15 protein-coding genes are annotated in these 20,828 nt (G+C 69.3%); 8 read left to right on the top strand and 7 right to left on the bottom strand.

The features are described from left to right. Positions 1–170 precede the first annotated feature (170 nt). Both IBL26_RS10305 and IBL26_RS10300 read left to right on the top strand, forming a co-directional pair. A complete protein-coding gene (locus IBL26_RS10305; RefSeq protein ID WP_187784388.1) occupies positions 171–3,269 on the top strand; it encodes an efflux RND transporter permease subunit in 3,099 nt (1,032 codons plus the stop codon). Positions 3,270–3,275: 6 nt separating this feature from the next. Continuing rightward, positions 3,276–6,368 carry an efflux RND transporter permease subunit gene (locus IBL26_RS10300; RefSeq protein WP_187784387.1) on the top strand — a complete coding sequence of 1,031 codons (3,093 nt, stop codon included), beginning with the start codon at positions 3,276–3,278 and terminating at the stop codon, positions 6,366–6,368. A gap of 76 nt (positions 6,369–6,444) precedes the next feature. Here the strand turns inward: IBL26_RS10300 and IBL26_RS10295 are convergent, their stop codons facing one another. Together IBL26_RS10295 and IBL26_RS10290 are read right to left on the bottom strand one after the other, a co-directional pair. Then, positions 6,445–7,407, bottom strand: coding sequence for a Bug family tripartite tricarboxylate transporter substrate binding protein (locus IBL26_RS10295; RefSeq protein WP_187784386.1), 963 nt, complete (start codon positions 7,405–7,407; stop codon positions 6,445–6,447). A gap of 7 nt (positions 7,408–7,414) precedes the next feature. Next, positions 7,415–8,410 carry a Bug family tripartite tricarboxylate transporter substrate binding protein gene (locus IBL26_RS10290; protein ID WP_241749234.1) on the bottom strand — a complete coding sequence of 332 codons (996 nt, stop codon included), beginning with the start codon at positions 8,408–8,410 and terminating at the stop codon, positions 7,415–7,417. Positions 8,411–8,518: 108 nt separating this feature from the next. Here IBL26_RS10290 and IBL26_RS10285 point away from each other — a divergent pair, with 108 nt between their 5' ends. The 3 genes from IBL26_RS10285 (at position 8,519) to IBL26_RS10275 (ending at position 12,380) form a co-directional block, all read left to right on the top strand. Beyond that, positions 8,519–10,243 (top strand): SMP-30/gluconolactonase/LRE family protein, encoded by a 1,725-nt coding sequence (locus IBL26_RS10285; protein ID WP_187784385.1) that lies wholly within the window; start codon positions 8,519–8,521, stop codon positions 10,241–10,243. A 68-nt stretch (positions 10,244–10,311) separates the two neighbouring features. Next, on the top strand, positions 10,312–11,211 hold the full coding sequence (locus IBL26_RS10280; protein ID WP_187784384.1) for a dihydrodipicolinate synthase family protein: 900 nt from the start codon (positions 10,312–10,314) through the stop codon (positions 11,209–11,211). After that, entirely contained in the window at positions 11,208–12,380 is a 1,173-nt protein-coding gene (locus tag IBL26_RS10275; protein WP_187784383.1) for a mandelate racemase/muconate lactonizing enzyme family protein, read from the top strand. The genes IBL26_RS10280 and IBL26_RS10275 overlap by 4 nt, the downstream gene beginning before the upstream one ends. A gap of 240 nt (positions 12,381–12,620) precedes the next feature. On the opposite strand, the gene IBL26_RS10270 is transcribed toward IBL26_RS10275, so the two are convergent. The 3 genes from IBL26_RS10270 to pdxA are packed head-to-tail and all read right to left on the bottom strand — an operon-like array spanning position 12,621 to position 15,090. After that, the gene (locus IBL26_RS10270) at positions 12,621–13,340 is read right to left on the bottom strand and encodes a 2OG-Fe dioxygenase family protein (protein ID WP_187784382.1); all 720 of its coding nucleotides are present in this window, start codon (positions 13,338–13,340) and stop codon (positions 12,621–12,623) included. After that, entirely contained in the window at positions 13,337–14,074 is a 738-nt protein-coding gene (locus IBL26_RS10265) for a pyridoxine 5'-phosphate synthase (RefSeq protein ID WP_187784381.1), read from the bottom strand. Before IBL26_RS10265 ends, IBL26_RS10270 begins: the two co-directional genes overlap by 4 nt. Further along, positions 14,071–15,090, bottom strand: coding sequence for a 4-hydroxythreonine-4-phosphate dehydrogenase PdxA (gene pdxA, locus IBL26_RS10260; RefSeq protein ID WP_187784380.1), 1,020 nt, complete (start codon positions 15,088–15,090; stop codon positions 14,071–14,073). Before pdxA ends, IBL26_RS10265 begins: the two co-directional genes overlap by 4 nt. 178 nt (positions 15,091–15,268) lie before the next feature. Between pdxA and zwf the strand changes: the two genes are divergently transcribed. Next, complete coding sequence (zwf, locus tag IBL26_RS10255) at positions 15,269–16,729, top strand: glucose-6-phosphate dehydrogenase (RefSeq protein ID WP_194443566.1); 1,461 nt, start codon at positions 15,269–15,271, stop codon at positions 16,727–16,729. A gap of 106 nt (positions 16,730–16,835) precedes the next feature. Here zwf and IBL26_RS10250 read toward each other — a convergent pair whose 3' ends face one another. After that, entirely contained in the window at positions 16,836–18,032 is a 1,197-nt protein-coding gene (locus tag IBL26_RS10250; RefSeq protein ID WP_187784379.1) for an amidohydrolase family protein, read from the bottom strand. Positions 18,033–18,176: 144 nt separating this feature from the next. On the opposite strand from IBL26_RS10250, the gene IBL26_RS10245 reads away from it, so the two are divergent. Together IBL26_RS10245 and IBL26_RS10240 are read left to right on the top strand one after the other, a co-directional pair. Next, positions 18,177–18,947 (top strand): GntR family transcriptional regulator, encoded by a 771-nt coding sequence (locus IBL26_RS10245; protein ID WP_187784378.1) that lies wholly within the window; start codon positions 18,177–18,179, stop codon positions 18,945–18,947. Next, positions 18,944–19,600: a flavin reductase family protein gene (locus IBL26_RS10240; protein WP_187784377.1), complete on the top strand. Its 657-nt coding sequence runs from the start codon at positions 18,944–18,946 to the stop codon at positions 19,598–19,600. Before IBL26_RS10245 ends, IBL26_RS10240 begins: the two co-directional genes overlap by 4 nt. Before the next feature lie 297 nt (positions 19,601–19,897). On the opposite strand, the gene rbsK is transcribed toward IBL26_RS10240, so the two are convergent. Further along, positions 19,898–20,827, bottom strand: coding sequence for a ribokinase (rbsK, locus tag IBL26_RS10235; RefSeq protein ID WP_187784376.1), 930 nt, complete (start codon positions 20,825–20,827; stop codon positions 19,898–19,900). Position 20,828 lies beyond the last annotated feature (1 nt).

Raw genomic sequence — 20,828 nt, 5'->3', positions numbered from 1 at the left:
GCCGGCGAGCCCAGCGGCCAGCGCCGCCGCCCGCGTGACAGCCAGGCGGCCCCGCCAGCCACCCCGCCCAGCACGGCGCCAGGCGGCACGGTGCCCGGTGCGCCCCCGTCCGGTGGAACCGCGCCGGGTAGCGCCGGCCCCGGCGGTGCTGCATCTGGTGGCGCGACGCCATGAATATCGCCGCCCCCTTCATCTCCCGCCCAGTAGCCACGACCCTGCTGGCTATCGCGGTGCTGCTGGCGGGCATCTTCGGGTATCTGCGGCTGCCGGTCTCGGCGCTGCCGAATGTTGATTTCCCCACGATCGAGATCAGCACGCAGTTGCCGGGTGCGTCCTCCGAAACCTCGGCGCTGCTGATCACGGCGCCGCTGGAACGGCAGCTGGCGCAGATCTCCGGCCTCTCGACCATGTCCTCAGTCAGTGGGCCGGGCATCAGCCGCATCACGCTGCAATTCGTGCTGACCAAGAGCATGGACGAGGCGACGCAGGACGTGCAGGCGGCGCTGGATGCCGCGCGCGGCACGCTGCCCTCCACCCTGCCCTACCCGCCGGTCTATTCGAAGGTGAACCCGGCGGACCCGCCGATCGTCACCCTGGCGCTGACCTCCGACACCCTGCCCATCGCCCGGCTGTCCGACACGGCGGATACGTTGCTGGCGCAGAAGCTGGCGCAGGTCAGCGGCGTCGGCCGCGTCACCGTGCAGGGCAACATGCGCCCGGCCGTGCGGCTGCGGATCGACCCCGCGCGCCTCGCCGCCTATGGGCTGGGGATGGAGGCGGTGCGCACCGCCGTCACCAACGCCAACCTGAATTCGCCCAAGGGTTCGCTGGATGGGCCGCGGCAATCCTCCACCATCCTGGCCAACGACCAGATCACCACGCCGGCCGAGTTCGCCAACGTCATCATCAGCTACCAGAACGGCGCGCCGGTGCGGCTACGCGATGTCGGCGAGTCGGTAGAGGCGCTGGAGAACGCGCGCAACGGCGCTTGGCACAACGGCCGCACCGCCATCCTGATCGACGTGCAGCGCCAGCCCGGCGCCAACATCGTCAACACCGTGGCACAGATCCAGGCGCTGATGCCGGAACTGCGCACCGCCATCCCCGCCGGCGCGCAGCTGGCCATGGTGTCGGACCGCACGGAAACCATCCAGGCCAGCGTGCACGAGGTGCAGTTCACCCTCGTGCTCAGCATCGCGCTGGTGGTGGGGGTGATCTACCTGTTCCTGGGTAGCCTGCGCGCCACCTTCGTGCCGGCGGTGTCGCTGCCGCTCTCCATCATCGCCACTTTCGCGGTGATGTCGGCCATGGGCTACTCGCTGGACAACCTCTCCCTGATGGCGCTGACGGTGGCGGCGGGCTTCGTCGTCGACGACGCCATCGTCATGATCGAGAACATCGTCCGCCTGATCGAGGAGGGCAAGAAGCCACTGGAAGCCGCCTATGAAGGCTCCCGGCAGATTGCCTTCACCATCGTCTCGCTGACGCTCAGCCTGATCGCGGTGTTCATCCCGCTGCTGTTCATGGAAGGCGTGGTCGGCCGGCTGTTCCGCGAGTTCGCGGAGACGCTGACGGCGGCGGTGCTGGTCTCCATGGTCATTTCCCTGACCCTGACGCCGATGCTGTGCGCCCTGGTGTTGCGGGACCCGAAGCACGACCGCCCCGGCTGGGCCGCGCGCTGGACCGGGCGTGGGTTCGACAAGATGCGCGACGGCTACGGCCGCGCCCTGGCCTTCACCATGCGGCACCAGACGGCCACGTTGCTGGTGGCCACTGCCAGTGTCGTGCTCACCGGCTGGCTTTATGTCGTGATGCCCAAGGGCTTTCTGCCGCAGCAGGATACCGGCCTGATCCTGATCACCACCGAAGCGCCGCAGGATGTCTCCTTCGCCCGGCTGGCGGAGATGCAGCAGGCGCTGGCGGATGTGGTGCGCGCGGACCCCGCCGTTGCCTCGGTCGCCTCCGTCGCCGGGTCCGGCACGCTGAACCCGGCGCCGAATACCGGCCGCGTCACCGCCGTGCTGCGCCCGCGCACCGAGCGCGACGCCGATGCCTTCACCATCATCGAACGGTTGAAGACGCGGATGGCCCAGGTGCCCGGCATCGTCGCCTACCCCCAGGCGGTGCAGGATATCCAGATCGGCGCCCGCGCGGCGACCACGCAGTACCAGTATGTGCTGACCGATTCCGATGCCGCCGAGCTGGCGGAATGGGCACCGCAATTGCTGGAGCGGCTGCGTGCCCTGCCTGCCCTGCGCGACGTGGCGTCGGACCAGCGGGATGAAGGGCTGCGCATGGCCGTGCGCGTCGATCGTGACCGCGCAGCCCGCCTCGGCATCAGCATGCAGGCGGTGGTGAACGCGCTGTACGACGCTTACGGCCAGCGGCAGATCTCCACCATCTACGGTCAGAGCAACCAGTACCGTGTGGTGCTGGAGGCCAGCGACCGCATCCGCACCGACGCCTCCGCCATCGGCCAGCTGCGCATCACCGGCAGCGACGCGCAGGTGCCGCTGGCCGAGATCGCCAGCATCACCCGCACCAACGGACCGCTGCTGGTGACACGGGAGAATCAGTTCCCCGCCGTCACGCTCAGCTTCAACCTGACCCCCGGCCACGCCCTCAGCGATGCCGTGGAGGCCGTGCGGCAGGCGGAGCGGGAGCTGGGCATGCCCGGCACCGTCACCGGCCGCTTCGCCGGCGATGCGGCGGAGTTCGACATCGCCCTGGCCGGGCAGCCCTGGCTGATCCTGGCGGCGGTGGTGGTGATCTACCTGGTGCTGGGCATGCTCTATGAGAGCTTCATCCACCCCATCACCATTCTCTCCACCCTGCCCTCGGCCGGCATCGGCGCGCTGCTGGCGCTGGAGATCGCGGGGATGGACCTGTCAGTGGTGGGGATGATCGGCATCATCCTGCTGATGGGTATCGTGAAGAAAAACGCGATCATGATGATCGACTTCGCCCTGGAAGCGCAGCGGGACCACGGCATGGCGCCGCGTGAGGCCATCCGGGAGGCCGCGCTGCTGCGCTTCCGCCCGATCATGATGACCACCGCCGCCGCGCTGCTGGGCGCCCTGCCGCTCATGCTGGGCACCGGCACGGGGTCGGAGTTGCGGCAGCCGCTCGGCGTCTCCATCGTCGGCGGCCTGCTGCTGAGCCAGGTGATCACCCTCTTCACCACCCCCGCCATCTACCTGGCGCTGGAAGGTGCGCGTGCCCGCGTGGACCGCTGGCGCGGCACCGATAAGCCGGCGGCGGCGGAGTAGGCGGCCATGTTCTCCATCTCCTCCCCCTTCATCCGGCGGCCGGTGGCGACCCTGCTGATGGCGGTGGGGCTGGCCCTGGCGGGGATCGCCGCATTCTCCGAGTTGCCGGTCTCCGCGCTGCCGCGGGTGGATCTGCCGACGGTGCTGGTCTCGGTCAGCCAGCCCGGAGCCAATCCGGAGACGCTGGCGGCGACCGTCATTGCCCCGCTGGAGCGGCGCATCGGCGAGATCGCCGGCATTACCGAGATGACCTCCAACGCCTCCACCGGCAGCGGCAACATCATCGTGCAGTTCGACATCGCCCGCACCCAGGCGAGCGTGGCGCGGGATGTGCAGGCGGCGGTGAACGCGGCGCGGCAGGACCTGCCGTCCGGCATGCCCAGCCCGCCCAGCGTGCGGAAGTTCAACCCGGCCGATGCCCCGGTGCTGATCCTGGCCATCACCTCCGACCGCACGTCCTCCACCGGCCTGTACGACCTCGCGGACAGCACCGTCGGGCCCCGTCTGTCCCGCGTGACCGGCGTGGCGCAGGTGCAGGTGGGCGGCGCGGACCAGCCAGCGGTGCGCGTGGCGGTGAACCCGGCGGCCGCCGCCGCCGCCGGTGTCTCGATGGAGGATGTGCGGACCGCGATCAATTCCTCCAACGTCACCTCGGCGCTCGGCATGATCGAAGGGCCGGGGCAATCCGCCGCCCTTTCCCTCAATGACCGGCTGAGCCGGGCGGAGCAGTTTTCCACCCTGGTCATCAAGTCGACCGAGAGCGGTACGGTGCGGCTTTCCGGCATCGCCCGCGTCACGGATGGCAGCCGCAACCGCCGGCAGGCGGCATGGTACAACGACACGCCCTCCGTCCTGCTGCAGATCTACAAGCAGCCGGATGCCAATGTGATCGAGGTGGTGGACGGCGTCCGGGCGATGTTGCCGGAACTGGAAAGCTACCTGCCCGCCGGCACCAGGCTGGAAATCCAGAACGATCGCTCCTCCACCATCCGCGCCAGCGTGCATGAGGTGGAGCGCACGCTGCTGATCACCATTGCCCTGGTCATCCTGGTGGTGGCGATGTTCTTGCGACGGAAATCCTCCGTGCTCGCCGCCTGTATCTCGGTACCGCTGTCGCTGCTGGGCACGCTGGTGGTGATGTGGCTGCTGGGCTACTCGCTCAACAACTTCTCCCTGATGGCGCTGACCATCTCCGTCGGCTTCGTGGTGGACGACGCCATCGTCATGATCGAGAACATGGCGCGGTTGCGGGAGCGTGGCGTGCCACCGATGCAGGCGGCGCTGCAGGGCGCGCGGGAGATCGGCTTCACCATCGTCTCCATCACCGTCTCGCTGATCGCGGTGTTCCTGCCGCTGCTGGCAATGGGCGGGATCGTCGGCCGCCTGTTCCGCGAGTTCTCCGTCACGCTGGCGACGGCCGTGGTGCTCTCGGCACTGATCTCGCTCACCATCACGCCGATGGTCGCCGCCCGCCTCGCCGGCACGGCGGAGCACCGCCCGCCCGGCCGCTTCGGCCGGGTGTTCGAGCGCGGGCTGGACGCGATGGTCAATGGCTACATGCGCAGCCTGGCGGTCACGCTGCGCTTCCGCCGCTCCATGCTGCTGCTGACGCTTGGCCTCGTCGGGTTGACGGTGTGGCTTTACATCATCGTGCCGAAGGGCTTCTTCCCGGAGCAGGATACCGGGCTGTTGCGCGGCACGGTGCAGGCTTCCACCGACACCTCCTTCGCCGCCATGCAGGTGCTGCACACCCGGGCGGCGGATATCATCCGCGCCGACCCGGCGGTGGCAAATATCAGCGGATCGATCGGCAGCGGCTTCAACAGCTCCACCAATTCCGGCCAGTTCTTCATCTCGCTGAAGCCGTTGGGCGAACGGCCGCCGATCAACGACGTCATCGCCCGGCTGCGCCAGCCGCTCTCCACCATCCCCGGCGCCTCCGTCTTCCTGCGCGCGGACCAGGAGCTGAATATCGGCGGCCGCCCCGGCAATGCCGCCTACAGCTACAGCCTGCTGGGCCCCGACCTGGACGAGTTGCGCCGGTGGACGGAGACGATGGTCGACAAGCTGCGCACCGTGTCCGGCATCAACGACGTCTCCTCGGACCAGGAGCGCACCGGGCTGATCAACCGGCTGGTGATCGACCGCGACGCGGCGGCGCGGCTGGGCGTCAGCATCGGTGACATCAGCAACGTCTTCAACGACTCCTTCTCCCAGCGACAGGTGTCGACGATCTATGGCGCCCGCAACCAGTACAAGGTGGTGCTGGAGATCGACCCGGCGCTGCAGCAGGACGCGACGCAGTTCGACCGCATCTTCGTCCCGTCCTCCAGCGGCACGCCGGTTCCGCTGAAAGCCCTGGCGCGGGTGGAGCGTGACGTGGCGCCGTTGCGGGTGACGCATCGCGGCCAGTATCCGGCGACGACCATCAGCTTCAACCTCTCGCCTGACATTGATATCGGCGCGGTGCCGCCACTGTTGCAGCAGGCGGAGCTGGAAGCCGGCCTGCCGGATACCATCCGCGGCCAATACGGCGGCAATGCCGCGGCGTTCCAGGCGTTCTCGCGCGACCAGCCAATCCTGATCGTCGCCTCGCTGGTGGTGATCTACATCGTGCTCGGCGTGCTCTATGAGAGCTTCATCCACCCGCTGACCATTCTCTCCACCCTGCCCACCGCCGGTATCGGCGCGTTGCTGGCATTGCTGTTGACGGGCACGTCGCTGACGGTGATCGCGCTGATCGGCGTAATCCTGCTAATGGGCATCGTGAAGAAGAACGCGATCATGATGATCGACTTCGCGCTGGAGCAGGAACGCCACCACGGGCTGGACAGCGAAGCCTCCATCCTGGCCGCTTGCCGGGACCGGTTCCGCCCTATCCTGATGACCACCCTGGCCGCGCTGCTGGGCGCGGTGCCGCTGGCGGTGGCCACCGGCGCGGGGTCGGAGCTGCACCGGCCGCTCGGCATCACCATCATCGGCGGCCTGCTGCTGTCGCAGTTGCTGACGCTGTATACCACGCCGGTGGTCTACCTGGCGCTGGACCGGCTGCGCCGCCGCCGACCGAAGCCGACCGTGGCGCCGCCCAGCCCGGCATAGGGCGTCGACGTCGCAACGGGAGCCTGAGGCCTGGAGCATCGATCCACAGCGGACGTGCTGCAGGCCACGACGTTTGCTACTGGATCTGCACGGACGCCCGGCGCGGTATGGCCGACCATTTCTCGGTCTGTGCGGCCAGGAACGCGCCCCATTCCTGCCGGGACATTGGCTGCGGCAGGATGCCCAGCGCGGTCAGCCTGGCCTGCATCGCCGGTTCCGCCATGGCGGTGGCCAGCGCGTCATGCAGGCGGTCCAGAATATCCGGCGGGGTCGCCCGGGGGGCCAGCAGGCCGAACCAGGAATCCGCCTGCAAGGCCGGGATGCCCAGTTCCACGAAGGTTGGCACCTCCGGCAGCAACGGGCTGCGGATGGCGCTGGTGACGGCCAGTGCCTTCAGGCGGCCAGCCTTCACATGCTCCGACACCTCCAGAACGTTGGAGACCATCAGGTCCAGCCGGCCGGCGATCAGGTCGGTCTGCCCCTGCGGGCCGCTGCGGTAGGGCACGGCTTCCAGCTCGATGCCCAGGGCTTCGCGCAACAACTCGTGCGCGGGCTGGAAGCCGGCCAGTGCGGCGGAGCCGGTGCGCAGCGGCTGGCTGCTGGCCTTCGCCCGCGCCGCCAGCCCGGCCAAATCGTTCTCGGCGGCCGAGGCCGGCACCACCAGCACGTTGGCCGATTGGCCGATGAAGGCCACGGGCGCGAAATCCCCCACCGTGTCGTAAGGCAGGCTGGCATAGAGGCCGGGGGCGACGACATGCGCATTGGCGATCAGCAGGATGGTCTGCCCATCCGGCGCCGCCTTGGCGGTCCGGTCCGAGGCCAGGGTACCGCCGGCGCCGGGCACGTTCAGCACCACCATGGGCTGGCCCAGCAGGCTGCCCGCACGCTCCGCCAGGGCGCGGGCAATGACGTCGGTGGCGCCGCCGGCGCCGTAGCCGACCATCAGGGTTACCGGGCGCTCCGGCCAGGCGGCTCGCGCGGCGCCCGCCGGCAGGGTGGCGGCCAAAGCCAGCAGTGCGCGGCGGTGCATCGGCATCATCGGCGCCTCAATTGACGGTGACATTGCCGCGGCGGATCACCTCAGCGAAGGTCTTCGACTCGTCCTGGATGAAGGCGGCGAACTCGGCCGGGCCGGCGCCCTTCGGCTCCAGCGTCTGCTGCTGGAAGCGCGCCAGGGTCTCCGGCTGCTTCAGGAAGTTTGCGGTGGCGGCGGCCAGCTTGTCGATGATGGGCTTCGGCGTGCCGGATGGCGCCACCAGCCCGTGCCAGGGGGCGATGGCGGTGCCGGGGAAAGATTCCTCCAGCGTCGGCAGGTCCGGCGCGAAGGCGGCGCGCTGCGGCGTGGTCACGGCCAGGGCGCGCAGCTTGCCGTCCTGGATCTGCGGCCAGGCCACCGCCGCCACTTCCATCGACAGCGCCACCTGCCCGGCCAGTAACGCCTGCAGGGAAGGTCCGCTGCCGTTGAACGGGATATGCGTCATGCGGATGCCGGCGGCCTGCATGAACATCTCCATGCCCAGATGCAGGCTGGTCCCGGCGCCGGAGGAGGAGAAATCCAGCGCATCGGGCGCCGCCTTGGCGCGCTCCACCAGTTCCGCCACGCTGCGGATAGGCAGGCGGTCGGGGTTGACCACCAGCAGGCATGGCGTCAGCGCCACCATGCCGACCGGGGCGAAATCCTTCACCGGGTCGTAGGGCAGTTGGCGCAAATTCGGCAGGATGGCGTGGCTGGCGATATTGGCCATGCCGATCGTGTAGCCATCCGACGTGGCGCGGGCGATCTGCTCCACCCCCAGGGCACTGCCGGCACCGGGGCGGTTCTCCACCACGAAGGGCTTGCCCAGCTCGGTCTGCAGGTACGCCGCCAGCAGCCGGCCGACGATGTCACCGGCACCGCCGGCCGTGAATGGCACGATCAGGCGGACGGGCCGGTCGGGATATCCGGCGGCACTGGCGGCCTGGGCGCGCGGCCGGCGCGGCGCCGCCAGGGCGGCGAGGCCGGAAAAACCGCCGGCAAGCATGGCGCGTCGCGTGGCCCGCATGTCATGTCCTCCACTACAGCCCTCTCGCGGGCCTGATTATGAAATCGTTGTCCACATCTTGGAATGAGCGGCCGGATTGGTCAAACTCTTTCCAGATCAGGGAATGCCATGGCCAGCATCAAGCGCGACCCCACTGAGACCGATGACGATGCGGGCGCCACTGTCCCCGGTACGCAGGCGCTGACCCGCGGCATTGCCCTGCTGGGCTACGTGGCAGAGGCGAAGGAGCCGCTGCGCTTCGTGGATCTGGCGGCGCATGCCAAGCTTTCGCGCCCCACGGTGCACCGCATCCTGGCGGCGTTGATGGAGGCGCGGCTGCTGCGGCTCGACCCGCGCAACCAGACCTACCGGCTAGGCCCCCGCCTGTTCGAGATGGCACACCGGGTGTGGGACGAGTTCGACCTGCGCGGCGCCGCCGAGCCGGAGCTGGTGCGGCTGAGCGAGCTTTCGGCCGAGACCACCCGGCTTGGCATCCTGGACGGCGACGGCGTGCTGTATGTGGACCAGCGGGACGCCGCCCAGCACGCGGTGCGGCTAACCAACCGCGTTGGCGGCCGGGCGGAGGCGCATGCCAGTGCCTGCGGCAAGGCGATGCTGGCGCAGCTGGACCCGGCTGGCCGCGCCCGCTTCCTGGCCCGGCTGCAACCCCTTTCCGCCCCCGCCCCCGGCACCCTGACGGATTCGGAGGCGCTGCGGCGGGAATTGGATTTGACCGCAGCGCGTGGCTACGCCGTCTCGCTGGAGGAGCAATCCGAAGGCGTGCATGCGGTGGCGGCGGCGGTGCTGGACCACCAGGCGCGGCCGCTGGGCGCCATCTGCATCGTCGGCCCCGCCTATCGGCTGCCGGAAGCCCGGCTGCACGCGTTGGGGCGTGAGGTGATCGAGGCCGCGCGGCGTACTTCGGGCAATGCCGGGCAATCCGCCATGTCACTCGATGTCGCGCCGCGCCCGGGCGGCACCAGCCGTGGCGTGGACGTGGCGGTGAAGGCCACGGCGCTGCTGGGCGAAGGGCCGTTGTGGTCGGTGCCGGAACAGCGTCTGTACTGGGTGGATATCCTGCAGCCCGCCCTGCATGCCAGCGACCCTGCCAGCGGCGCCGATACGGTGCTGCCATTGGCGGAAATGGTCAGCGCCCTGGCGCCGCGCCGGCAGGGCGGCTTCATCGCCGCCGCCCGCTCCGGCCTGCGGGTCCTGGACCCGTCGATCGGGCTGGGCGAGACCCTGGCAGTGCCGGAGGCGCACCGCCCCGGCAACCGCTTCAACGACGGCAAATGCGACCGGCAGGGCCGCTTCTGGGTCGGCACCCTGGCGATGGACGCCACGCCGGATGCCGGCGCGCTGTACCGCATCGGCGCCGATGGCGCGGTGGCGGCCATGGTTTCCGGCCTGCACGTGGCCAATGGCTTGGGCTTCAGTCCGGATGGGCGCCGCTTCTACCTAGCGGATTCCGCCCGGCGGCGCATCGATGCCTTCGATGTGGAACCGGAAAGCGGCGCACTCTCTAACCGCCGCGTCTTCGTGCAGTTCCCGGAAGGCCAGGGCACGCCGAACGGGCTGGCGGTGGATGCGGAAGGCTGCGTCTGGGTGGCGATGTGGGATGGCTGGTGCGTGCGCCGCTACGACCCGGCCGGGGCGATGCGGCAGCGTGTGGAACTGCCGGTGCCGCGCCCGACCAGCTGCGCCTTCGGCGGGCCGGACCTGCGCACCCTGTTCGTCACCAGCGCCCGCGTGCGGCTTTCGGCCGACCAGCTGCGGGAGGCGCCGCTTTCCGGCAGCGTCTTCGCCATCGCTGCCGGTGTGGCCGGGTTGAAGGAGCCAGGCTTCGCCGGTTGACGGCCGCGCGCATGAAGTCCACAAGAAGGACTAACGATCCATATTGTGGACTTTGAGGGGAACATCCTGTGCTGCAAGGCATCCTGCCCGTCCTGCCGACACCCTTCCTGCCCGATGGCGCCATCGACCGCGCCGGCATGGACAGGATTGTCGACTTCGCCCTGGCCTGCGGCGCCGATGGCGTGGTCTTCCCGGGCTTTGCCAGCGAGGTGGACGAACTGACGGCCGAGGAGCGCACCGAGCTGCTGCGCCTGGTGGTGGCGCGCGTGGCGGGCCGCGTGCCCGTCGTGGCCGGTGCCAGCGCCGGCACGGTGGAGGAGGCCGTCGCCCATAGCCGCGCCGCCATGGCAGTCGGGATCGACACCGTGATGATCCAGGCGCCCCGGAGCGTCGGCGCGGGGGCCGAGGCCGTGGCGGGCTTCTACGCCGCCATCGCCCAGCAGGTACCGGGCCTGACCATCGTACTGCAGAACGCCCCCGCCCCGCGCGGCTCCGACCTCAGCCCCGAGACCATCCTCGGCATCGTCCGCGGCAACCCGGCCATCGCCTATGTGAAGGAGGAGACGCTGCCCTCCGGCGGGCCGATCAGCGCCATCCTGGCCGGGGCGCCGCCGCATCTGCGCGGCGTCATTGGCGGTGGCGGCGCGCGCTACATCGTCGAGGAATACCGGCGTGGCGCCTGCGGCGCGATGCCGGCGGTGGAACTGACCGACATGCATGTGGCGCTGGACCGCCATTTCCGCGCCGGAGCGGTGGAGCAGGCGCGCGACCTGTACATGCGCACCCTGCCGCTACTGGTCATCCAGGCCAATTTCCGCATGCGCTTTACCAAGCACGTGCTGGTGCGGCGTGGCGTGCTGCAACATGCCGGCGTGCGCGCCCGCCTGCCGCAACTCGACAGCCACGACCTGGAGGAAATCGACGCCTGGCTGGCGCGGGTGGCCGACCTGCTGACGGCCACGCCATGAGCGAGCGCGTCGCCCGCGTCGAGGTCTTCTCCCTGACCGTCCCGCGCGACACGCCGTATCTCGGCGCGCTGCGGCCCGGCGAGACGGTGAACGAGAAGGGCTACCTGGTGCGGCGCGGCAACCGCACCGTCTACCCGACCGTGGACCGCAGCGTGCTGGTGCGGGTCGAATCCACCTCCGGCGCGGTGGGCTGGGGCGAGACCTATGGCATCGTCGCGCCTGGCGCCACCATGGCCATCGTCGATGACCTGCTCGGCCCCTTCGTCGTGGGGCGGGACCCGCATGATGTCGCCGTCATCCACGACGATCTCTACGACCTGATGCGGGTGCGCGGCTATACTGGCGGCTTCTACCTGGATGCGCTGGCGGCGGTGGATATCGCCCTGTGGGACCTCGCCGGCCGGCTATGCGGCCTGCCGGTGGTGAAGCTGTTGGGCGGCCAGCGGCACCACGCCGTTCCAGCCTATGTCTCCGGCCTGCCGAAGCCCACCCTGGCGGAACGGCAGGCGATGGCGGTGGAATGGCAGGGGCGTGGCTTCCACCGCTTCAAGTTCGCCGCCCCGGTGGCGGATGACGGCGTGGTGGCGGAAATCGCCGCGCTGCGCGAGGCGCTTGGCCCGGACGCCGGCATTGCCTGCGACATGCACTGGGCCCACACCGCCGAGCAGGCCATTGCGCTGATCCATGCGATGGAGCCGCACGGCCTGTGGTTCGCCGAGGCGCCGGTGCGGCCGGAAGACGTGGACGGGCTGGCCCGCGTGGCGGACCGCGTTTCCACCACCGTCGCCGCCGGCGAGGAATGGCGCACGGTGTTCGACCTGCTGCCCCGCGTGGCGCGGCGTGCCTGCGGCATCGTGCAGCCGGAGATGGGCCACACGGGCATCACCGAGTTCATGCGTATGGGCCAGTATGCCACGGCCCATCACCTGCGCATCATGCCGCACGCCACCATCGGCGCCGGCATCTTCATGGCCGCCAGCCTGCAGGCCAGCGCAGCACTGGCCGCGGTGGAATGCCACGAATACCAGCACTCGGTGTTCGAGCCGAACCGGAGGCTGCTGGACGGTGACATGGATTGCCGCGACGGCGCCTACAGCCTGCCCACCGGAGCGGGGCTGGGCGTTGCACCCTCGGGGGAAGCGCTCTCTCTGTTGCAGCCATTTCGCTGAGCGCGTGAAGCATTGAAGGAAGGCCGGGGAAGGAATTCCCCGGGCCCCATCTTTTTTCTACGAAAGTCTTGGGTTTGGCTGTCGATGCGGTGCTTCATGCCCTGGCCTGTCAGGCATTCAGCTGCGCTGCGTAAGAACTGTCACGGCCGCAACGCTTTGAACCAAGGCAAAGCGCCAGACTTGCAAAAATAGAAGAAGAAGTCCGGGAAATTCCTTCCCCGGCCTTTCTTCGTCTTCCCGTCAGGTGCGGGCGAAGGTCAGCACCAAAACGTCCCGATGGCCGGGCTTCGCGGGGTCCAGCGGCAGGATGGGCGTGACGCCATGCCAGACGCGGGTGTCATCAAGCAGCACGGAATCCAGTGGATGTTCCAGCGTGAAGCTGGCTTCGCCTTCCTGCCCGTCGACGCGAATGGCGGTGACGCCGCCGGCCACATTCTCCCGCCCGATCAGGGTGACCAGCACGAAGGCGACGCCGTCGCGGTGCATGCCTTCCGGCGTCGGCTTACCGGCGGTGTCGGGGCGGGCTTCGATGCGGAACTGGTGCGCTTCGATATGCCAGGCGCCACTCTCAGTGGCGGTGGCTTCGAAGACGCTTCTGGCGCCGGCCAGCAGGCGGGTCAGCGCTTCGCCTTCGCCGATCGCGGTTTCCACCGGCTCGAACCACCGTTCCAGGCCACCATTCAGTGGGTTGTGGCGCAGCATCTGGTAGTGGGGCTGATGCGGGGCGCGTGCGATGGTGCCGCCGGCCGGTGCCGCGAAGGTGGCGTGGCGGCGCAGGCGATAGCGGCCGCCATCGGCCATGTAGGTATCGGGGCGCAAATCGTCCCAGCTGGATGCCAGCGCCTGCCAGGCGGGTGCGTCCGTCGGCGTCGCGAAAAAGTCGGACGCGGTGGCGGCGGGCAGGAAGACATAGCCGTCGCGCTGGATGGAATCTGCCGCCTGGGCGGGTGAAGGGGTCACCGCCGGGCCTCGACCATCACCTGCTTCATCCGGCGGATGCTGGGGCCCAGGCCATCGAACAGCGCCTGGCCCATCAGGAAGTGGCCGATATTCAGCTCGATGATCTCCGGCACCGCCGCCATCTCGGCGGCCGTGACGTAGTCCAGCCCATGCCCGGCATGGCATTCGATGCCGAGCGCCACGATGCGCTTCGCGGCCTCGACCAGCCGGGCCCGCTCACGGTCCCGCACCAGGCCTGGGGCAGCCTCGCAATAGGTGCCGGTGTGCAGTTCCACCGCACCGGCACCCAGCCGTGCTGCCGCTTCCACCTGCCGCAGATCCGGGTCCAGGAACAGGGAGACGCGGGTGCCGGCGGCGCGCAGGGCCGCGACCACCGGCTGCAGCTGGGCTTCCTGGCCGGCGGCGTCGAGGCCCCCCTCGGTGGTCACTTCCGCGCGGCGCTCGGGCACCAGGCAGGCGGCGTGGGGGCGGATGTTGAGGGCGAATTCCGTCATCTCCGCCGTCGCCGCCATCTCCAGGTTGATGGGTGCGGAGAGCGTGCGGCGCATCTCCACCACATCGGCATCGCGGATATGCCGGCGGTCTTCCCGCAGATGCACGGTGATGCTGTCGGCACCGGCTTCCAGCGCCACCAGTGCCGCCCGCAAAGGGTCCGGATGCGTGCCGCCGCGCGCGTTCCGCAGGGTGGCGACATGGTCGACATTCACGCCCAGGCGGATGCTGGAAAGGCTCATGGCTTGGCTCCGGAAAAGGCGGCACGGCGCGCGGCCATCTCCGCGGCAAGGTGCAGGGCGGCCAGCAGGCTGCCGGGATCGGCCTTGCCGCTGCCGGCGATGTCGAAGGCGGTGCCGTGGTCCGGCGAGGTGCGCACGATGGGCAGGCCCAGGGTGACGTTGACGCCGCCATCCATGTCCAGCGTCTTCAGCGGGATCAGTGCCTGGTCGTGATACATGCACAGCGCGGCGTCGTAGCCGCCGCGCGCGCGGGCGGTGAACATGGTATCCGGCGGCATCGGGCCATGCAGCACCACGCCTTCCGCCCGAAGGGCGTCGATGGCGGGCTGGATCAGGCGGGTTTCCTCGTCGCCCATCGCCCCAGCCTCGCCGGCATGCGGGTTGAGGCCAGCCATGGCGATGCGCGGCTGCTTCAGGCCGAAATCCTGCTTCAGGGCACGGTGGAGGATGCGGGCGGCGCGGATAATCTCCGCCGTGCTCAGCTCGTCCAGTGCGCGGCGCAGGGAGACATGAATCGTCACCGGCACCACGCGCAGCTGCGGGCAGGCCAGCATCATCACCGGCGGCTCCTTCAGGCCGGTCAAGGCGCCGAGGAACTCGGTATGGCCGGGAAAGGCGAAGCCGGTGCCGTACAGCACGGCCTTGCTGATCGGGTTGGTGACGACGCCGCTGACCTGCCCGGCCTGCGCCAGCCGCACCGCTTGTTCGATGGAGGCGATGATGGCGGGCGCGTTCACCGCATCGGGCTTCCCGGCCACGGCCGGTGCCGGCAGCGGTACAGGCAGCACCGGCAGGGCATCGGGGAAGACCCGGGCCGCCTCGGCCGCATTGGCGACGGTGCGGATGGGGACATCCAGCGCCAGATGCTGCGCCAGACGGGCCAGCCTGTGCGGGTCGTCCATCGCGACGAAGGCCGGCCCCTGCCCCGCCCGGCACCGAAGCCAGGCCGCCAGGGTCAGCTCGCCGCCAATGCCGGCGGGGTCGCCCATGGTGAGGGCGAGGACAGGGGGGATCATCTCGGTCACCGGACGGAGAGTGGACAGTGCGGGAGATATTGGGAAGCTGCGTGCAGGTCATGCCTGCCCTGCAAGCCCGCCCCGCCCCCCCGGCCCCGGGGCGGGCTGCACAGCGCGGTGAATTGGCGTCACACTCGGGCCGAGCGGCCCCTGTGGGCCATGCCTGGGAGTATGAGACTTGGCCACGATCCAACCGGCGCAATCCCTGCTGCTGTTCGGCGCCACCGGCGATCTGGCCCGGCGCATGCTGCTGCCCTCCCTGTTCGGGCTGGATGCGGATGGGCTGCTGCCGAAGGGGCTGCGCATCGTCGCCACGGCACGCAGCGCGCATGACGACGCCTCCTTCCGCGCCATGGCCGAGGCCGCCTTACGCCAGGTGGTGGAGGCGGAGCGGCTGAAGCCGGAGTTGGTGGCGCGCTTCCTCGGCCGGCTGCGCTACGTGACGCTGGATGCCAGCGACCCGGCACAGTTCAACGCACTGGCCGCGGTGGTGGACCCGGCGCGGCAACCGGTGGCGATCTTTCTCTCCACCGCGCCGTCCCTGTTCCGCGCCACCATCGCCGGGTTGGCGGCCTCCGGCCTGGCGGGGGAGAATGCACGGCTGGCGCTGGAGAAGCCGCTGGGCAGCGACCTCGCCTCCAGCCGCGACATCAACGACGCAGTCGCGGAGGCTTTCCCGGAAAGCCGCACCTTCCGCATCGACCACTACCTGGGCAAGGAGACGGTGCAGAACCTGCTGGCCCTGCGCTTCGGCAACCTGCTGCTGGAACCGCTATGGAACGCGCAATACATCGAGCACATTCAGCTCACGGTGTCCGAGACGGTGGGGCTGGAAGGCCGCATCGACTATTTCGACGGCACCGGCAGCCTGCGGGACATGGTGCAGAACCACATGCTGCAATTGCTGGCGCTGGTGGCGATGGAACCGCCGGCGCAGTTCGATGCCAGCGCCGTGCGTTCGGAAAAGGTCAAGGTTCTGCGCTCCCTCCGACGCATCGGGCGGGACAATGCGGCGACGCACAGCGTCATCGGCCAGTACCGCCCCGGCGCCGTCGCCGGTATGCCGGTCTCCGGTTATGTCGAGGAACTGGGCCGTGCTTCGGATACCGAGACCTTCGTCGCCATCAAGGCGCATGTCGATAACTGGCGCTGGAAGGGCGTGCCGTTCTACATGCGCACCGGCAAGCGCATGCCGTCCCGCCAGTCGGAGATCCTGATCCAGTTCCGCGCCGTCCCGCACTCGATCTTTGCCGACCGTGGCGCTGTGGTGCAGCCGAACAAGCTGGTCATCCGCCTGCAGCCGGAGGAGACGATCCGGCTGCTGATGATGACCAAGCAACCCGGGCTGGACCGGGACGGTGTCCGCCTGCGGGAAGTACCGCTGGATCTCGGCACCTCCGCCTTCGCCGATATCCGCCGGCGCATCGCCTATGAACGGCTGTTGCTGGACCTGGTGGAGGGCGACCCGACGCTGTTCGTCCGGCGGGACGAGGTGGAAGCGCAGTGGGAATGGATCGACGCCATCCGCCAGGGGTGGGCGGCGAACGCCATGACGCCGCGCCCCTACGCCGCCGGCACCTGGGGCCCCTCCGCCGCCATCGCGCTGACGGAGCGCGATGGGGTGACGTGGCGGGACTAGTGCATGATGCGTTCGCGCAGCATGCACTCGGGCTTTGTTCGATCGCGGGTCTCAGGCTTGCGGTGGTTCCGCCGCAAAACCATCACGCACTAGACCCGGTTTCGTCTCAGGGTGCGGTGACCAGCGCCTCGCCGTCCCGGGCGACCACGCGGCCGCGCTTCAGCACCAGTTTGCGTTCCGGGTGGTTGACGACGGCTTCCGCCAGCGTCTCCGCCTCCACCAGCACGAGGTCGGCGTTGCAGCCTTCCGCGAGGCCGTAGCCGGCGGTGCGCATGGTGGCGGCGCCGCCGGTGGTGCAGACGGCGAGGCCCAGCTCCACCTCATCGTCCCGGCGGAAGTTGTTGCGCAGGCCGATCAGCATGGCGCGCTCCAGCATGTCAGCGCTGCCATAGGGGCCCCAGGTATCGCGGATGCCGTCCGAGCCGGCGCAGGTGCGGATGCCGCGCCTGGCCAGGCGGGCCACCGGCGGCACCGGGCGGCTGGCGGAACCGGTGGTCATGATGGCGATGTCCAGCGCCGCGATCTCCTCCAGCAGCGCATCGACCATCGCGGTATCCGGGTCGCCCAGGCAGAAGGCGTGGCTGATGGTCACCTGCCCTTCCATGCCCAGCGCGCGGGTGCGCTCGAAGATCAGTTCCATGCTGAAGGCGCCGAGCAACGCCTGCTCATGCAGGTGGATGTCGATCGGCTTGCCGAACTTCTCGGCCAGCGCGAACACGGCGTCCAGGTGCCCCTTCGGGTCCCGGTCGATCCCGCAGGGGTCGAGGCCACCGACGACGTCGGCACCCAGGCGCATTGCTTCCTCCAGCAACTCTACCGTGCCTTGGCGGACCAGCATGCCGGATTGCGGGAAGGCGACGATCTCGATGTCCATCGCATCGGCGTAGCGTTCCCGCGTCGCCAGCACGCCCTCCATGCCAGAGAGGCCGACGACGGTATCCACGTCCACATGCGTGCGGATCTGCGTGGTACCCTTGCGGAGGGATTGCACCACCTGCCGCGCGGATTGCCGCGCCGGGTCGATTCCCAGTGCGCCCTTCAGCGTCCGTTCGTTGTCGATCTTGTCGATCAACCGCGGGCCGGCGCTGTTCGGTACCCAGCCCATGCCCCACAGCGTCTTGTCCAGATGCGTGTGCGCTTCCACCAGACCGGGCAGCAGGATGGCGCCGCCGCCATCCTCCACCGCCATGCCTTCCGCCACCTGGCCGGAGGTAAGGCGTGCGATGCGCCCATCCTGGATCAGCACATCCGTCGCCTCCCCGGCCATCGGGCGCACATTCTTCAGCAGAAGGGTGTTGGGCATCGGCTTCCTCTCGGCGGGACGGGTCGGATGGGGCGGGCCGTGGTCGTGGCCGTGAATATTGTCGACGAAACTGGCGGATTATTGTATGCAATTTCTCGGGCTGTCTACAGCCCGGTTTGCCCCGCTACCCGAAGCCAGCGCGACATGGACCCCGACATCGCCCCCGACACCGTCTCCGCCGGCCCCGGCCACCGCTCCTCCCTGGTCTACCGCGCGCTGCGCCGCGCTATCATCGAGCAGGCGTTGGCTCCGGGCGCCAAGCTGCCGGAAGACGCCATCGGCGAGCAGTTCGGCGTCAGTCGCACCCTGGTGCGCGAAGCCCTGGCGCGGCTGGCCAGCGAAGGCCTGGTGGAGCACCGGCCCAATCGCGGTGCCGCCGTGGCCTATCCGAGCCTGGAGGAAGCGCGCGATGTCTTCTCCGTCCGCCGGGCCATGGAGATGTTGGCGGTCGAGGAACTCTGCGGGCGTCTGAACCCGGACGCGATCGCCCGCCTGGAAGCGCATGTGGCGTCGGAGGAAGAGGCGCACCGGCGCGGCGGGCTGGAATCCATCCGCCTCGCCGGCGAGTTCCACCTGCTGCTGGCGGAACTGACCGGCAATGCCGTGCTCAACCGCTACATCAATGAGTTGGCGTCCCGCTGCTCCCTGATCCTGGCCATCTATGGCCGGCCGCATTCGTCGGAATGCGCCGTCAGCGAACACCGCGACCTCATCTCCGCCCTGGCGGCCGGCGACGCGCAACGCTGCCGCCGCCTGATGGACGACCATCTGGGCGCCGTGATGGAGCGGGCCTTGATCAGCCCCCGGCCGGAGCGGGATATCCGCGACGTACTGGCCCGTTACGCCGACGCGGAAGGCCTGCTGGCCGCCGCCCCTGCCCCCCGTACCACCCGCAAGCGCCGGACCGCATCATGAAGACCGTCGATTTCGCCTTCGCCGCCCTGACCCCGCGCGAGCGCTACAAGATCCTGATCGGCACCGTGGTGCCGCGCCCCATTGCCTGGGTCACCACGATCGATGCCGAGGGCCGGGCCAACGCGGCACCGTTCAGCTTCTTCAACTGCCTCTCCGCCGACCCGGCCATCGTCGCCCTCGGCGTCGAGTTCCGGCCGGACGGCGCGCCCAAGGACACCGGGCGCAACATCCGCGACAGTGGCGTCTTCACCGTCAACATCGTCTCCGACGCGCTGCTGGAAGCCATGAACGTCACCGCCGTGCCCTTCAGCGCCGGGGTCGATGAGTTGGAACATGCCGGGCTGGCCATCGCCCCAGGCACCGCCGTCGCCAGCCCGCGAATCATCGGCGCGCCCGCCGCGCTGGAATGCCGGCTGCACTCCTTCCTGGACATCGGCAACTCGCGCGAGATCGTATTGGGTGAAGTCGTGCACGCGCATATCCGCGCCGACGCGGTCAATGACAGCCTGCATATCGACCCGGCCGTGATGGACGCCGTGGGCCGCATGGGCGGACACGGCTACGCCTCCACCCGCGACTATTTCGACCTGCCGACCATGACCGAGGCGAAGTTCACCGCTGGCGAGATTCCACTGCGCCAGCGCAAGGCCTGAGATGGCCGGTGGCGGTGGCCTGGGGGCGGAGACGAGAAGGCCGGGGAAAGAATTCCCCGGACCCCTTCTTTTCTTTTTTCGAGTTTTTCGGGCGTGGCTGTTGAAGGGGCCGACCTGAGGGACGGCTGGGTGCGCCGGAGGTTCTGGACCTCCAGCGACTGACGGTTCAGCCTGCGTGGCCCATGATAAATATCATCAAGCAGCGTCTGTTCTCAGTCCTGAGCCCGCGACGCCAACTCGAAGAAAAAAGAAGGGGTCCGGGGAATTCCTTCCCCGGCCTTCCTGCCTCCGCAGTCCTTACGCCTCCAACTTCCCGCAAAAATGGGCGAAGGCTTCGGCATCTGCGAAGGCGCTCTGCGTGCCGGGGCGGGTGATGGAATCCGCCGCGTAGCGCGCGCCCCAGGCCATGGCCGCGGCGACATCGTGGGATTTGACGTAGTGCTGCGCGAACGCGCCGATAAAGGCGTCGCCGGCTCCACTGGTGTCGTGCGGCTTTACCTTGATGGAGGGCACGTGCACCGCCGGGCCATCGGAGACCAGCAGCGCCCCATCGGCGCCGAGGGTTACGATGACGGTCTTGACGCCGCGATCCACCAGGCTGCGCGCGGCGGCTTCGGCCTGCGCGGGGGTTTCGGCGGGCATGCCGGTCAGGATGGTCAGCTCGGTCTGGTTCGGCACGACGAAGGTCGAGGCCAGGATGCGGGAGACATCCAGCTCCGGCACTGCCGGCGCCGGGTTCAGCAGCACCTCGATGCCTTCGCGCGCTGCCCAGGCGATGGTGTGGTAGACGGTCTCCAGCGGGATCTCGAGCTGCAGCAGGATCAGACTGCAGGTCCTGAGGTCCTCGGCCGAGGCATCCACGTCGGCGGGCAGCAGGTGGTCGTTGGCACCCTTGATGATCAGGATGCGGTTCTCGCCGGAGGGCTCGACGAAGATCGGCGCCACGCCGCTCGGCGTGCCGGGCACGGCCAGCACGTGGCGGGCGTCGATGCCGACATCCTGGAAATTCTTGATGGTGTTGCCGCCGAACAGGTCGTCACCCACCCGGCTGACCAGCAGCACGTCGCCACCCAGCTTCGCGGCGGCCACGGCCTGGTTGGCGCCCTTGCCGCCCGGGCCCATGGCGAAGGAGGGCGCGGCCAGGGTTTCCCCGGCGGCCGGCATCCGGTCGGTATAGGTGATCAGGTCGACCATATTGCTGCCGACTACACCGATGCGTGCACCCATG

Origin of the sequence: Teichococcus aerophilus (genome assembly GCF_014490485.1) — a bacterium.
In the GTDB taxonomy this organism is placed as follows: Bacteria; Pseudomonadota; Alphaproteobacteria; order Acetobacterales; family Acetobacteraceae; genus Pseudoroseomonas; species Pseudoroseomonas aerophila.
Note: the sequence above shows the minus strand (reverse complement) of the source record. Positions and strands in the feature narration are given on the sequence as shown.

Excerpts from the sequence above, each read along its gene's own strand:
- IBL26_RS10305 (WP_187784388.1), top strand. The coding sequence starts at position 171 with ATGAATATCGCCGCCCCCTTCATCTCCCGCCCAGTAGCCACGACCCTG.
- IBL26_RS10250 (WP_187784379.1), bottom strand. The coding sequence starts at position 18,032 with ATGCCCAACACCCTTCTGCTGAAGAATGTGCGCCCGATGGCCGGGGAG.
- IBL26_RS10265 (WP_187784381.1), bottom strand. The coding sequence starts at position 14,074 with ATGAGCCTTTCCAGCATCCGCCTGGGCGTGAATGTCGACCATGTCGCC.
- IBL26_RS10285 (WP_187784385.1), top strand. The coding sequence starts at position 8,519 with ATGGCCAGCATCAAGCGCGACCCCACTGAGACCGATGACGATGCGGGC.
- IBL26_RS10290 (WP_241749234.1), bottom strand. The coding sequence starts at position 8,410 with ATGCGGGCCACGCGACGCGCCATGCTTGCCGGCGGTTTTTCCGGCCTC.
- IBL26_RS10245 (WP_187784378.1), top strand. The coding sequence starts at position 18,177 with ATGGACCCCGACATCGCCCCCGACACCGTCTCCGCCGGCCCCGGCCAC.
- IBL26_RS10295 (WP_187784386.1), bottom strand. The coding sequence starts at position 7,407 with ATGATGCCGATGCACCGCCGCGCACTGCTGGCTTTGGCCGCCACCCTG.
- IBL26_RS10300 (WP_187784387.1), top strand. The coding sequence starts at position 3,276 with ATGTTCTCCATCTCCTCCCCCTTCATCCGGCGGCCGGTGGCGACCCTG.
- IBL26_RS10275 (WP_187784383.1), top strand. The coding sequence starts at position 11,208 with ATGAGCGAGCGCGTCGCCCGCGTCGAGGTCTTCTCCCTGACCGTCCCG.
- IBL26_RS10240 (WP_187784377.1), top strand. The coding sequence starts at position 18,944 with ATGAAGACCGTCGATTTCGCCTTCGCCGCCCTGACCCCGCGCGAGCGC.
- pdxA (WP_187784380.1), bottom strand. The coding sequence starts at position 15,090 with ATGATCCCCCCTGTCCTCGCCCTCACCATGGGCGACCCCGCCGGCATT.
- rbsK (WP_187784376.1), bottom strand. The coding sequence starts at position 20,827 with ATGGGTGCACGCATCGGTGTAGTCGGCAGCAATATGGTCGACCTGATC.